Annotated in this window: 13 protein-coding genes; 12 read left to right on the top strand and 1 reads right to left on the bottom strand. The window is 46.3% G+C overall.

Features of this window, described 5'->3' with window-relative positions; genetic code table 11:
* Positions 1-216 precede the first annotated feature (216 nt).
* The 4 genes from BM415_RS13315 (at position 217) to BM415_RS13300 (ending at position 3,994) form a co-directional block, all read left to right on the top strand.
* Positions 217-762, top strand: coding sequence for an RNA polymerase sigma factor (locus BM415_RS13315; protein ID WP_091158668.1), 546 nt, complete (start codon positions 217-219; stop codon positions 760-762).
* On the top strand, positions 763-2,208 hold the full coding sequence (locus BM415_RS13310; protein WP_091158667.1) for an anti-sigma factor: 1,446 nt from the start codon (positions 763-765) through the stop codon (positions 2,206-2,208). It abuts the gene before it with no gap.
* Between the two features lie 250 nt (positions 2,209-2,458).
* Entirely contained in the window at positions 2,459-3,481 is a 1,023-nt protein-coding gene (gene holA / locus BM415_RS13305) for a DNA polymerase III subunit delta (protein WP_091158665.1), read from the top strand.
* A gap of 93 nt (positions 3,482-3,574) precedes the next feature.
* Positions 3,575-3,994: a VOC family protein gene (locus tag BM415_RS13300; RefSeq protein WP_244533228.1), complete on the top strand. Its 420-nt coding sequence runs from the start codon at positions 3,575-3,577 to the stop codon at positions 3,992-3,994.
* 135 nt (positions 3,995-4,129) lie between these two features.
* Here BM415_RS13300 and rpsT read toward each other — a convergent pair whose 3' ends face one another.
* On the bottom strand, positions 4,130-4,402 hold the full coding sequence (gene rpsT / locus BM415_RS13295) for a 30S ribosomal protein S20 (RefSeq protein WP_091158664.1): 273 nt from the start codon (positions 4,400-4,402) through the stop codon (positions 4,130-4,132).
* A gap of 210 nt (positions 4,403-4,612) precedes the next feature.
* On the opposite strand from rpsT, the gene gpr reads away from it, so the two are divergent.
* From gpr to grpE, 8 genes are all read left to right on the top strand, one after another.
* The gene (gene gpr, locus BM415_RS13290; RefSeq protein WP_091158662.1) at positions 4,613-5,605 is read left to right on the top strand and encodes a GPR endopeptidase; all 993 of its coding nucleotides are present in this window, start codon (positions 4,613-4,615) and stop codon (positions 5,603-5,605) included.
* Between the two features lie 190 nt (positions 5,606-5,795).
* Positions 5,796-7,073, top strand: a complete 1,278-nt coding sequence (locus BM415_RS13285) for a stage II sporulation protein P (protein ID WP_091158661.1) — start codon at positions 5,796-5,798, stop codon at positions 7,071-7,073.
* Between the two features lie 47 nt (positions 7,074-7,120).
* Complete coding sequence (locus tag BM415_RS13280; protein WP_091158659.1) at positions 7,121-7,498, top strand: DUF3679 domain-containing protein; 378 nt, start codon at positions 7,121-7,123, stop codon at positions 7,496-7,498.
* 78 nt (positions 7,499-7,576) lie between these two features.
* Positions 7,577-9,394, top strand: a complete 1,818-nt coding sequence (lepA, locus tag BM415_RS13275) for a translation elongation factor 4 (protein WP_091158657.1) — start codon at positions 7,577-7,579, stop codon at positions 9,392-9,394.
* Between the two features lie 129 nt (positions 9,395-9,523).
* The gene (hemW, locus tag BM415_RS13270) at positions 9,524-10,705 is read left to right on the top strand and encodes a radical SAM family heme chaperone HemW (protein WP_091158655.1); all 1,182 of its coding nucleotides are present in this window, start codon (positions 9,524-9,526) and stop codon (positions 10,703-10,705) included.
* 82 nt (positions 10,706-10,787) lie between these two features.
* Positions 10,788-11,249, top strand: coding sequence for an N-acetyltransferase (locus tag BM415_RS13265; protein ID WP_091158653.1), 462 nt, complete (start codon positions 10,788-10,790; stop codon positions 11,247-11,249).
* 101 nt (positions 11,250-11,350) lie between these two features.
* Positions 11,351-12,382: a heat-inducible transcriptional repressor HrcA gene (gene hrcA / locus BM415_RS13260; protein WP_091158652.1), complete on the top strand. Its 1,032-nt coding sequence runs from the start codon at positions 11,351-11,353 to the stop codon at positions 12,380-12,382.
* A gap of 215 nt (positions 12,383-12,597) precedes the next feature.
* A complete protein-coding gene (gene grpE / locus BM415_RS13255) occupies positions 12,598-13,176 on the top strand; it encodes a nucleotide exchange factor GrpE (protein ID WP_091159254.1) in 579 nt (192 codons plus the stop codon).
* The last annotated feature ends 129 nt before the right edge of the window (positions 13,177-13,305 follow it).

Genomic DNA, 13,305 nt, shown 5'->3' with positions numbered 1-13,305 from the left:
GAATGAACTAGGTAAATTTGGATGACGATGTTCCAGAATTTTGATATTGTAGAGGAAGCTTTTATTTTAAAAACCTATATTTTCTATATAAGGATTTGCATAACTCGGTCCAACATAAATTCTGTATTAACAATTAGATGAGTATTAATCACGCATGTATGCAACAAATGGAGCATAACTTGCGTCTGTAAAGATACAAGGAGAGGGGGATCCTTTGTGGTAGAGCAGGAACTCATCAGAGCCGCTCAATCAGGCGATCGCGACGCTTTAATTACCCTATTGCAACAAATCGAACAGCACGTCTACAAAACGGCATACTACATTTTAAATAATGAGCAGGATGCACTAGACGCTGCCCAAGAAGCGCTCATTCGCATTTACACCAAGATCGATTCGTATGAAGAAAAAGCACAGTTCAAAACCTGGGTTCAGCGTATAGTTACCAATATTTGTATAGATAAATTTAGAAGAACCAAACCGACCGTTTCTATTGATGAGCATGAAATGATATTTGAAGATCGGCAGGATGTCGAGCATGAAGTCATGCTGACTTATGTAACGAAGGATGTCCAGTCCGCAATTAATCAGCTATCCGAGCATCACAGGGCCGTGATCGTATTAAGATATTTGCAGGATCTCTCTTATAATGAGATTGCCGATTGTCTCGACTTGCCGTTAAACACGGTGAAATCCTATTTGTTTAGAGCCAGGCAGCAATTGCAGAATCTATTACAGGAGTATCAGAAAGGTGGTGTAACGTAGATGAAATGCCAAGAGGTGGTGGAAAGCATGCACCGATATATCGATAATGATCTGAACGATAAGGAAAAAGAGCAGCTTTTTGTGCATATGAAGACTTGTCCAAGCTGTTCCGAGAAATTTCAAATATTAAAAGCATTGTCGCGGGATTTAGAAGCATTACCTGACGTAGCCCCGCCATTCAGCTTGGTAGATCGAATTATGCCGCAGCTGGATGCGTTAGATCGTGCTAAAAAAGAACAGGGAAGTACTCTTCAAGAGATGAAGAAGGAGCCTGAACTCACTGTATTACCTGGTCGTCCTTCGACCAAAGCTTCTAAGGGATGGATGAAATCCCGTGTTGGCCGTATGATCATGGGTACTGCAGCAGCAGCGGTTATTCTCGGTGTTGCCGTATATAATTATGAACCACAGCAATTGGATCAGGCCGAAGTGGACTCGCATCTGATGCGTGAAACGGAGCAGGAATCAGATCCTGCAAGCGGCAGTGGGGGCCACGCTTCTCAATCGGAAGAAGCGGATGCAAGTGAGAAGCCGAAGGAAGCCGCCGCTGAGGAGACTGAGGCAGCAGGCACTGACACGGGCGAGACTGGATCTAATAAGGCGGATACAGCTCCAACGGAAGAAGTGCCGTCACAATCGAATGCAGGGAACGACAACGCTCAGGTCACGGACCCCCCTGTTTCTTATACCAACCGTGCTGAACCCAACACATCTGCTCAGAATAATCCGGAGAAGCCGTCTTCTTCTGCCGCTGACTCTGGTAAGGGCACTCGGAATGGTAATGGAGAAGATAAATCGGAATCACCGTCGAAGTCTTCTACGGATCAAACACCGGCCCCGAGCTCAAGCAGCTCATCATCTTCACAGCCTAACACAGGCAACCAAACGGGGAATGTGCAGGGTGCAGAGAATAATGCTGAAGGGCAAAACGATACCAGTGGGCAGAACTCTGCTGGTGAGCAGGGCTCAACGGACACTGGAACGTTCAGTATTCAGTCGAATTCTTCTTCAGAAACGAGCAGTGCACCAGGAGCAAGCGAGCTTCCAGGTACAGGAGATGAATCACAGATTCAGAGCCAGGGCTTCAGAAGCATGGACCTTCCAGGGATGGTCATGACGATTTCTCCGAATTGGCTCTCGCCTGACGGTAAGTACCTGGTCGAAGTTAAGGATGCGAAGCTTAACGTATATCAGCTGGATGGAGCAAATAAGGAAGAGAAGAAGCTATTACAAGCCATTGAGTTAAAGGGAACTTGGATTAAAGGAAACTGGTCTGAGGATAGTTTGAAGTATAGCTATGAACTAGAGAATGAAGGGAAAACGACGCAGCATAGCTATGCTGTACCTGTGAAGTCGGACGGCAGCACCACAGCTCCGACATCAACACAAAATAGCAGCACACCAAGCTCTAGCAAAAATACAGAGAATGCTGAATCGAATAAATAAGACTTGGCCCACACCATTTGAGCAGCATCTGAATAAGTATATGATGATTCATCGTTTATGATGAGTCGATTAAGTTATGGAAGGCGTCGTATGACCGCCGGCCGAATGGTTTCTAGAGCCAGTCTTCGGATCTCCGGTGTTTATATAGATGCTTGAACAATAGGGACCTGCCGCCTGTTAGGACAGACGGAAAGGTCCCTTTGTTGTCTTTCTTTTTTTCTGTTAGGATAGTAGGGATGGAGGTGTGTTCGTGAGTGATGTAAAGGCAGCAGTAAAAGCAATTCGTGGGGGTAGTCCGGCTAGTGTCTATCTGCTGTATGGAACAGAGAAATACCAGATGAAGCAGTTTGCAGATTTAATGAAGGAGCAGCTGATTGAAGAAGCTCATCGTGACTTTGCGATAGCAACATATGATACAGCCGATACGCCTATTGAACAAGTGATCGAGGAAGCGGAGACGGTTCCTTTTTTGGTGCCTCGGAAGCTAATCTTTATTCGGGATCATCAGCTGTTTACAGCAGGCAAAGATAATTCTAAGATTGAGCATCGAATGGAGTCGCTGACGTCCTATCTGGACAATCCGGCTGAATACAGTGTACTTATATTTATGGTCCAGGGCGAGAAGCTGGATGAACGCAAGAAGATCGTAAAAACGATGAAAAGCCAAGCGACGGTATTGTCCTTTGGAGCACTGCAAGGAGATGAATTGATCAGCTGGATTGTGAAAAAGGCCGAATCTCAGAAAGTAGTGCTCGAGAAGCCTGCAGCAGATGCGCTTGTATCGAGAGCAGGGACAAGCCTGCAGACCTTATCTGCTGAAGTAGATAAGCTGTGTCTCTATGCAGGTTCGGGTGGAACGGTAACGGTCTCTGACGTTGAGGCAATGGTAGCAAGAAACACCGAACAGAATATATTTGCCATGATTGAGGAAATCGCTCGCTTAAGGCTGAGCAATGCACTTGAAATCTTCTACGAATTATTGAAGCAGAAGGAAGAACCAATCAAGATTATGGCGCTGATCGCCAGGCAGTTCCGCATTATACTGCAGGTGAAAGAGCTGGCTTCCCAGAGCTATTCCCAGCAGCAAATTGCCAGTCAACTGGGCCTTCATCCCTATGCGGTCAAGATTGCCGGGGAGCAGTCGAAGAAATTTCAGGCGGATCGGCTGCGCGTCATTCTGAAGCATCTGGCAGAGCTTGATTACCAAATGAAAACGGGAGCCATTGATAAGGTGCTTGGCCTCGAATTGTTCCTGCTGAAGTTAGGTGCCTAATCTGGTAGATTCCACTCCATAATTTGGATATAATTGGGTCGATAGGTGCATATGTCTTTTGCCTATACTCTTGTTACGGAATGAGGCTGAACAATGTCAATGGCTATATCACCGTATATTTATTTGGATGGACAGTGTGATGAAGCAATTCCTTTTTATGAGAAGGTACTGCAGGCGAAGAATTTGGGTATACAGACGTATGGTGAGCTTCCTGATTCACCTGAGCCCATGCCGGAGCATTTGAAGAATCGGGTATTGCATGGAGCGCTGGAGATGGACGGCAACAAAATCTTGTTCTCTGATTCAATGTATGGACAGCCTTTTACCTTAGGTGATCAGGTCACCATTGCCATTACAACCTCGGAGCTCGATCGGCTGAAGGGGATCTACGAAGGACTGGCTGATGACGGAGGGAAAGTGCTGATGGAACTGCAGTCCACCTTCTTCAGTCCCCTGTACGGCATGGTTCGTGACAAGTACGGAATTACCTGGCAGCTCAGCGGCGAAGCTTGAAGCCTGGTTTCTAACTGGGGAGAATAGTGCAGCCTTGCGGTTTAAATAATAACCTGAAATAAAAAATAGAACTAAAAAATCCTGATCAGCTGGGCTGGTCAGGATTTTTGCTTAGTCATTATAAGAAACGCAATCTTATGCGTTAGCAGTAAGAGCGTTCAATTTTTTAGCCAAGCGGGATTTTTTACGGGCTGCAGCATTTTTATGAACAAGACCTTTAGATGCAGCTTTGTCCAATTTTTTGGAAGCAGCTTGAATCGCAGCTTTAGCTGTTTCAACTTCGTTCGTAGTCAGCGCTTGGTCAGCAGCTTTAACAACTGTACGCAGTGCGGACTTCTGGGAAGCGTTCAGCGCACGACGTTTATCGTTAGTTTTAACGCGTTTCACAGCGGATTTGATGTTTGGCATTACATTCACCTCCTGTTAAGGCAATACTTATGAAATACAAAACGTTTCACAACTTAAAATATTCTAGCATGAGCACCCTCAAAAAGCAACAATAACATATGTGATGTTCTTGTGAAAATAGAGGATCAGCTGGCAGTTTTGCATAAAAAAGGTCTTGTTCGGCGCACACTACGATAAACTTGTTACTTACTGAGGGAGGAACTACACAGCATGACACTAGATCTGCAAAAGTATGCCGTACGCACCGATCTTGCCATCGAAGCCCGCGAGCTTGCCGGGGTACAAGAGATCTCCGGCATCCAGGAGGACGTGGAGCAGTTAGGTGACGTAAAAGTGACTAGGCTTGATGTATTGAATGAACAAGGAGCGCAGCGCTTGGGACGGATTATGGGACATTATGTGACCCTTGAAGTACCCAAGCTTCGGAATGGCGACACGACTCTTCAAGAGCAGGTTACTGCTGTATTTACCAAAGAGATGGAAGATTTCATCGCCAAGATTGGCATTAACAAACAATCGAAGGTGTTTATCGTTGGATTAGGAAACTGGAATGTGACACCCGATTCCTTGGGACCTCTTGTTGTAGAAAATACGCTCGTAACACGGCAATACTTCGAGCTGATGCCAGATCAGGTATCGCCTGGATACCGCGAGGTCAGTGCCATAGCTCCGGGTGTTCTGGGCATTACCGGTATTGAATCCAGTGAGACGATCCAGGGAATTGTGGAGCTTACCAAGCCGGACCTGATCATTGCCATAGATTCGCTGGCATCCCGATCGCTTGAAAGAGTAAACACGACAATACAGGTTGCCGATATTGGCATCCATCCAGGCTCCGGCATCGGGAATAAGCGCAAAGGGATTACGAAGGAAATTATGGGCGTGCCTTGTATTGCCATCGGTGTACCGACCGTCTGCTACGCTTCAACCATTGTCAACACAACTTTTGAACTGATGCAGGCTCACTTTAACAAGCAAACGGAGGCAGGCAGCCAGATTCTCGGGGTGTTGAATGAGATCAGCGAGCAGGAAAGACTGGGTCTGGTAAAAGAAGTGCTTGATCCGCTTGGACATGATTTGATTGTGACGCCAAAGGAAATTGACGAATTTATCGAAGATATCGCAAATATTATCGCAAGCGGCCTGAATGCAGCATTGCATGATGCCGTGAAGCTGGAAAATGTAGCGTCCTATACGCATTAAACAGCGCTGAACACAGCTATACAGTGATATACCAGCAAAACTTCCACCTCACATAAGAAGGCCGAATCTATCGGTCTTCTTTTTTTTGCTATTTTCATGGTTCTACTTCTTCGTGAGAGTTCATAGTTTTGAATTATGAGAGATTACAAGAATCAAGCTGATTCTCTCGCGGAGGTGGAATAGACACATTATGAATAAGATCCAAACCTGGAATGCTTCAAGAATGAGAGCACGTGTTCTTCGTATTTTGGCGACAGGGCGTGCACTATTGCTGCTTATACTGGTGTCTGCATTGTTTTTTGTTTTGCTTGGTCTATCAGGGATGGCGGAGAGAAAGCTGAATACTTCACCGGTCTCCTCCATGCAGGGCTTTGCCGGGTCGATATCAAGCGGAATATTTATGGATGTGCTTGGTATGGAGATTCCACATTTGGCCCAAGGCAAGCAGCAGTCCACTTTAACTTCAGAACAGGTGACATCATTTGTGTTTGAACTGCTGACAGGTGTAGATCCGCTGAATCCCAAGAGTTTGATCGCAAGTCAGGTTCCCGGAATGGCAAGCAATAAGCCAGTACTATTGAGAAGTGGTTCAGGCAATGAGATGGCAGAAGCTCCACAGGATTATCAGCCTGACCCCGGTTTTGTCGCTTCTTCAGTTCAAGGAAAGGATGACGAGACGGATTCTGATCCATCAGAGAGCAATAAGGAAGAGGAACCACCCGCAGAAGCAAATCCTCCTACGGAGGTGCCTGGCCAGGTCATTGATGAGCCAGATCCGGAGGAAGCTCTTAAAAAAACAGTACTCATCTATCATTCCCATCCACATGAAGCCTATAATCCCCTGCTCGGCACGGACAGCACGAATCCTTCGTCCGGAAAAGCCAGTGCCAATGTGTTCAGGGTGGGTTCTTTTGTCAGCAAGCAGCTTGAGAAGCAGGGTGTAGGCACTGTTCACGCACAGGAAGACTATGTAACCACACAGGACGATTATAACTGGAATTATTCCTATAAATATTCAAGAGAGACCGTGAAGGCAGCGATGGCGGAAAATGACGAGCTGACGTATCTGATCGATATTCATCGCGACTCTCAGCGTAAGAGCAAGACGACAGCTGCGATTGATGGAGTAACTTATGCCAAAGTGTACTTCATTATAGGCCATGACAATCCAAACTGGGAAAAAAATGAGGCTTACGCCGCACAGCTGCATAAGAAAATGGAGAAGAAGTATCCCGGAGTATCGAGAGGCGTATGGGGTAAGGACGGCGGAGGAGGAAATAACGGCGAGTATAACCAGTCGTTGTCAGATAACAGCATCCTGGTTGAAATCGGCGGAATTGATAACACGGAAGAGGAACTAAAGCGCACATCGGAAGCCCTGGCGGATATTATTGCTGAAGTGTACATGGAAGATCAGAATGTGGAGAAGGCAAGCACCGACGATTCCTCATCAGCAAATAAAGGGTAGACAAATAGGCTCTCAAAGGAGCAAATTCGATATTTGGGGGAAGAACAATGGCTGCATTTGGAAAAAGGCTGATTATATTTGCAATTCTGCTCATTCTGGGAATGCTGATGGGGATGCAAATCGCGGGAACTGGATTCTCATTCGAGGGCCAACAGCAAGGTCAGGGTGCAACTGTGCAGCAGCAATTACAGCAGGGACAGCGGCAGGAACAGACCGTGGAGGCTAATGATTATGAGCAGACTGTATCTGCTTCCTTACCTGAAGCACAGCCTCAGATTATCACCCCGCGGGATGTACTTGCCACTGAGCCTGCTAAAGCTTCTGCCGTCGATGTCCTTGCCGAAAAAACGGCAGGTCTGCTCCAGCAGGTATCGCAGAGCGGAATCCGCTGGGTGGTATCCCTTTTTAACGGTGTAACGGAATAGCTGATCCAAATATTGAAGGCTGTACCTCTAACTGCTATAATGAGATGATTGACATTAGGCTGTTTGTGGGGGTAAGGCATGACAGACATTCAGGCAAGACAAAAGAAAATTAGAAATTTCAGTATCATTGCACATATAGACCACGGTAAGTCTACATTGGCAGACCGTATTCTGGAATATACCGGTGCGCTGACATCACGCGAGATGCAGGAGCAGGTGCTCGACCAAATGGAGCTGGAACGTGAGCGCGGGATTACAATCAAGCTTCAGGCCGTACGTTTGACGTACAAGGCAGATAATGGTGAAGAGTACATTCTGAACCTGATCGATACGCCGGGACACGTCGATTTTACGTATGAGGTATCCCGTAGTCTGGCGGCCTGTGAAGGCGCGCTGCTGGTGGTGGATGCTGCGCAGGGCATTGAAGCTCAGACGCTTGCGAACGTCTACCTTGCACTCGATAACGATCTTGAGATTCTACCGGTTATTAACAAAATCGATCTTCCAAGCGCAGATCCTGTACGTGTGAAGCAGGAGATTGAGGATGTTATCGGTCTTGATGCCAGTGAAGCTGTACTTGCTTCCGCCAAAGCAGGCATCGGAATTAAAGAAATATTGGAGCAGGTTGTAACAGGTGTGCCTGCACCTACCGGCGATCCGAATAATCCGCTGAAGGCGCTTATTTTTGACTCGCATTATGACCCTTATAAGGGAGTTATTGTATACATTCGTGTCATCGACGGGAAGATCAAAGCCGGGTCGAAGATCAAGATGATGGCGACAAACAAATTATTTGAAGTCATCGAGGTTGGTGCGTTCATGCCGCGGATGACAATTGTGGACGAGCTGAACGTCGGCGATGTAGGCTTCGTGGTTGCTGGGATCAAGCATGTTGGCGACACCCGGGTCGGGGATACGATTACTGATGCGAAGAATCCGACGCTGGAACCGCTCCCTGGTTACCGTAAGATTAACCCAATGGTATATTGCGGACTCTATCCGATTGATACGTCAGATTACAATGACTTGCGTGAGGCGCTTGAGAAGCTGCAGCTGAACGATGCTTCGCTCAGCTTTGAGCCGGAGACGTCAAGTGCGCTTGGCTTTGGCTTCCGCTGCGGATTCCTTGGTCTCTTGCACATGGATGTCATTCAGGAGCGGATTGAACGTGAATTTAATATTCCGCTGATCACCACAGCGCCAAGCGTTATTTACCGCGTTAACCTAACGAACGGAGAAGTTCTTGAAATTGACAACCCGTCGAACTATCCGGAGGTTGGACGTATTGATAACGTAGAGGAGCCATACGTCAAAGCTGACATTATCGTCCCGAATGATTATGTCGGAACGGTAATGGAGCTGTGCCAGAGCAAGCGCGGAGAGTATCTGAATATGGAATATATCGATTCCAACCGGGTAACGATTACTTATGATATCCCCCTTGCAGAGATCGTATATGACTTCTTTGATCAGCTCAAGTCCAGTACCAAGGGTTATGCATCTTACGACTATGAGATTTCCGGCTATCGCCACTCAAATCTGGTGAAGATGGACATTCTGCTTAATGGTGAGCAGGTCGATGCACTCTCCTTCATCGTACACCGCGAGCGTGCGTATCAGCGCGGACGGATTATTTGTGAGAAGCTGCGCGAGCTTATTCCAAGACAAATGTTCGAGGTGCCGATCCAGGCCTCTGTCGGTACGAAGGTTGTTGCCCGCGAGACGATTAAGGCGATGCGCAAGAACGTACTCTCCAAATGTTACGGCGGTGACATCTCACGTAAGCGGAAGCTGCTAGAGAAGCAAAAAGAAGGTAAGAAGCGGATGAAGCAGGTAGGTAATGTAGAGGTGCCGCAGGAAGCATTTATGGCGGTACTGAAGATTGACGATAATTAATGTACAGAATAAGGGAAGCCGTATCGGCTTTCCTTTTTTCTTCATTAACGATACAATGGCTTCTTGTAAGCGATGAATGATCATGCATATTTTTTGCAAGACAACTTATATTAGAGGGGGTATACCCGCATGGCAGCAGAGATGCCGAAATTAATAACCAAAGCACCCGAAGCGGTGTATATTCATATTCCCTTTTGTACCAATAAATGTTTCTACTGCGATTTTAATTCCTATGTGCTGAAGGATCAGCCGGTAATGAAATATTTAGAAGCACTGGAACGGGAGATGGAGTACACCGTCAAGAAGACACCTCCAGGTAAAATTAAGACCATTTTTGTTGGTGGAGGAACACCAACCGTATTGAAGCCTGATGAGATGGAATACTTTCTGAGAACCGTTCGGACTTATTTCCCAGACTGGGCAGACGATATCGAATTCTCCATGGAGGCTAATCCCGGAACAACAGATCTGGAGAAGCTGTCCGTCATGAAAGAGGGAGGCGTCAACCGGGTCAGCTTCGGCGTACAGGCTTTTCAGAATGAGCTGCTGACAGGCATTGGCCGTATTCATAATACGGATGATGTGTACCGCAGTCTGGAAAATGCACGCAAGGCGGGTCTTACCAATCTATCTATTGATTTGATGTTTGGCCTACCGAATCAGACGGTCGATATGCTCTCGGAGAGTGTGACAAGAGCCCTTGAGCTCGATCTGCCTCACTACTCCATTTATGGATTGAAAGTAGAAGAGAATACCCTCTTCCATACGCTTTTTCAGAAGAATCAGCTGCCTCTCCCGGATGAAGATCATGAGCTCCAGATGTATAAGCATTTGATGCAGAGAATGAAGGATGCCGGATATGTTCAATATGAGATCAGCAATTTCGCGAAGCCTGGAATGCAGAGCCGTCATAACATGACGTATTGGAGAAATGAAGATTATTACGGACTCGGAGCCGGAGCACATGGATATGTGGGTCGTGAACGTCACATGAATGTCAAAGGTGTGAACCCTTATATAGAAAAAGCGGAACAAGGTCTTCCTAGACTCGAAACCGCTCAAATTACAAGAGAAGAAGCGATGGAAGACTTTATGATGGTGGGTCTGCGTATGCTTGATGGGGTATCGAGCAGCCGCTTTGAAGCACAGTTCGGTGAAACAATCGAAGACATATTCTCTGGACCGCTGCATAAAATGGTGCATGCAGGTCTCCTTGATGCCACAGGTGACGGATACCGTTTGAGCAGTCAGGGAGTCCTGTACGGGAACGAAGTTTTTGCTGAATTTATTGGTGTATTGACCGTCAAATAATCCCTTGAACTTTTATGCGCTCTGATGTATATTTATACACATGTTACTTTTTGTCAGGGCGTGAATAGGAGGAGAGGCGGTCATGGCTGCGGTTTGCAGAAAGGCATCTCATGAGGATGTCGAGACATTGTACGAGATGATCAAGGGTTATGCAGAGAGAGGGATTATGCTCCCTCGTTCACGAGACGTACTGTATAGGCAGATTGATCTCTTCGTCGTCGCAGAAGTTGACGGAAATGTAGTGGGATGCGGTTCTTTATGCATGCTGGGCAAGGATCTGGTCGAGATCCGGTCTCTAGGCATATCCGATGGCCATAAAGGGCAAGGGATCGGGTCGCTGCTTCTGGACAAGCTCGTAGAAGAGGCAAGAGAACAGCAAATTCCGAAGGTAATGGCATTAACCTATGAGGTATCCTTTTTTGTGAAGAATGGATTCTCCATTGTGAATAAAGAGATTTTTCCGGAAAAAGTATGGACCGATTGCGTGAACTGCAGCAAGCAGCATGCATGTGATGAAATCGCAGTTCTTAAGATACTGAACTGACTTGACAATGCTCAGGTCAGTTTGGTATTTTTGTATTACTGGTTAGCACTCGTTAGTTGTGAGTGCTAATGATGATCACATCTTTAGGGAGGGAGACACGTATGTTAACCGAGCGTCAAAGACTGATACTGAATGCTATTGTTGATGATTATATCCGTTCGGCTGAACCCGTTGGATCCCGCAGCATTTCGAAAAGAGGTGATGTCGGCTATAGTCCGGCAACGATTCGTAACGAGATGGCCGACCTGGAGGACATGGGATATTTGGAACAGCCGCATACATCGGCTGGCAGAATCCCTTCACATAAGGGCTACAGGTATTACGTAGACCATCTGGTTCCTTTCAAGTTTACCGAGCCATCTGAGCTCAAGGAGCTCAGATGGCTGCTCGCTGAGAAATTAAACGCGATGGAGCAGGTCATACAGCATACCTCCACCATTTTGTCGCATATGACGAACTATACTTCCATCCTGCTTGGACCGGAAGTTTTTCATACGTCGCTCCGTCATTTTCAGCTGCTCCCGCTTGGAGAGAATATGGCAGTGGCGATTATTGTAACGAGCACTGGTCAGGTAGAGAATAAGACGGTAAGCTTACCGTCGAATGTCTCGTTGTCTGAGATGGAGAGAGTCGTCAATCTACTAAATACGAGACTTGTAGGAGTACCTCTATATAAGCTGAAGGCGAGACTATATTCAGAGGTCGCGAGAGAAATGGAGCGAAATGTCTCTGAGTACGAAGCTTTCATGAAAATATTGGATACTGCTTTTGATGGGGAGCCGGATCATCGATTGTATCTTAGCGGTACGACGAATATGCTGTCCCAGCCAGAATTCAAGGATGTCGACAAGGTCAAGGATATTTTTGATTTGCTTGAAGAAACATCGACCATAATGAAGATTATGACACCCTCCATTGGAGGAACGGGTGTCCAAGTGAAGATCGGAACAGAGAATGATCATGAGGCCTTTGCCAATTGCAGTCTTATTACTGCCTCCTACTCGGTTGAAGGGGAAGCATTAGGAACGATTGGGATCTTAGGACCGACAAGGATGGAATATGCCAAAGTGATCAATATTTTGAATATGCTGTCCAAGAATCTGACAACGATGCTGACACATCGTTACAAATAAATAGATTCCTACCCATGTAACATAATTCACTGCCCATCAAGGACAATGATCATGTTAAAGTTTAAGATGGGCAATTTAAGCTTAATAATGAAATCTAGATGCAACAAAGGGCTGAACCTTATGAATGTTGAATGATACGTAAGGAAATGTTCTGATCAGGAAGAAAAGTATAAGTTCTGTTTAAGGAGGTGAACATCTTGAAAGATGAACAAGCAATGGAGAATACAGAAGAGAACACTCCGCAGGAGGAAATGGTGAACGAGGCTGCACAGGCTGAGTCCGCTGAAGCGCAGGAAGCAGCCGTGAATGATACGGAATCTGCTGCCGCTGAACCTCATGCTTCTACTCAAGAATTAGACAGACTGAAGGCACTTGCTGAAGAGAATGAGAAGCGCTACTTGCGTGCCCAGGCTGATTTTGATAATTTCCGTCGCCGTACTCAGAAGGAGAAGGAAGATCTAGCGAAATATGCATCGGTAAAGCTGATTACAGAGCTAGTACCTGTTATTGATAACTTCGAGCGTGCAATTGCGACAGCTCCGGCGAACACAGAAACCGATTCCTTTGCCAAAGGCGTAGGGATGATCTTCCGTCAGCTGGAAAGCGTGCTTCAGGCAGAAGGTCTTACAGCGATGCAAACCGTTGGCGAGGCGTTTAACCCTGAATTCCATCAAGCGATCATGCAGGTCGAGAGCGAAGAGCATGAAGAAGGCGTCGTTGTGGAAGAAGTGCAGAAAGGGTACATGCTGAAAGACAAGGTACTCCGTCCTGCAATGGTTAAGGTAAGTATGTAACATATAAGGATTTTGCATAAATCGAATTATGTAAAAATTCCGAACATAAGTAACACTACGTTTTTTACATGATATCACATGAATTTAGAACAGGCCTTGTGTTGCCTTGTATAGATTAAGAAGGAGGAT

Origin of the sequence: Paenibacillus sp. 453mf (genome assembly GCF_900116105.1) — a bacterium.
Taxonomy (GTDB): domain Bacteria; phylum Bacillota; class Bacilli; order Paenibacillales; family Paenibacillaceae; genus Paenibacillus; species Paenibacillus provencensis.
Note: the sequence above shows the minus strand (reverse complement) of the source record. Positions and strands in the feature narration are given on the sequence as shown.

Coding starts and splice junctions, on each gene's coding strand:
- BM415_RS13310 (WP_091158667.1), top strand. CDS start 763: ATGAAATGCCAAGAGGTGGTGGAAAGCATGCACCGATATATCGATAAT.
- BM415_RS13300 (WP_244533228.1), top strand. CDS start 3,575: ATGTCAATGGCTATATCACCGTATATTTATTTGGATGGACAGTGTGAT.
- rpsT (WP_091158664.1), bottom strand. CDS start 4,402: ATGCCAAACATCAAATCCGCTGTGAAACGCGTTAAAACTAACGATAAA.
- gpr (WP_091158662.1), top strand. CDS start 4,613: ATGACACTAGATCTGCAAAAGTATGCCGTACGCACCGATCTTGCCATC.
- BM415_RS13285 (WP_091158661.1), top strand. CDS start 5,796: ATGAATAAGATCCAAACCTGGAATGCTTCAAGAATGAGAGCACGTGTT.
- BM415_RS13280 (WP_091158659.1), top strand. CDS start 7,121: ATGGCTGCATTTGGAAAAAGGCTGATTATATTTGCAATTCTGCTCATT.
- lepA (WP_091158657.1), top strand. CDS start 7,577: ATGACAGACATTCAGGCAAGACAAAAGAAAATTAGAAATTTCAGTATC.
- hemW (WP_091158655.1), top strand. CDS start 9,524: ATGGCAGCAGAGATGCCGAAATTAATAACCAAAGCACCCGAAGCGGTG.
- BM415_RS13265 (WP_091158653.1), top strand. CDS start 10,788: ATGGCTGCGGTTTGCAGAAAGGCATCTCATGAGGATGTCGAGACATTG.
- hrcA (WP_091158652.1), top strand. CDS start 11,351: ATGTTAACCGAGCGTCAAAGACTGATACTGAATGCTATTGTTGATGAT.
- grpE (WP_091159254.1), top strand. CDS start 12,598: ATGGAGAATACAGAAGAGAACACTCCGCAGGAGGAAATGGTGAACGAG.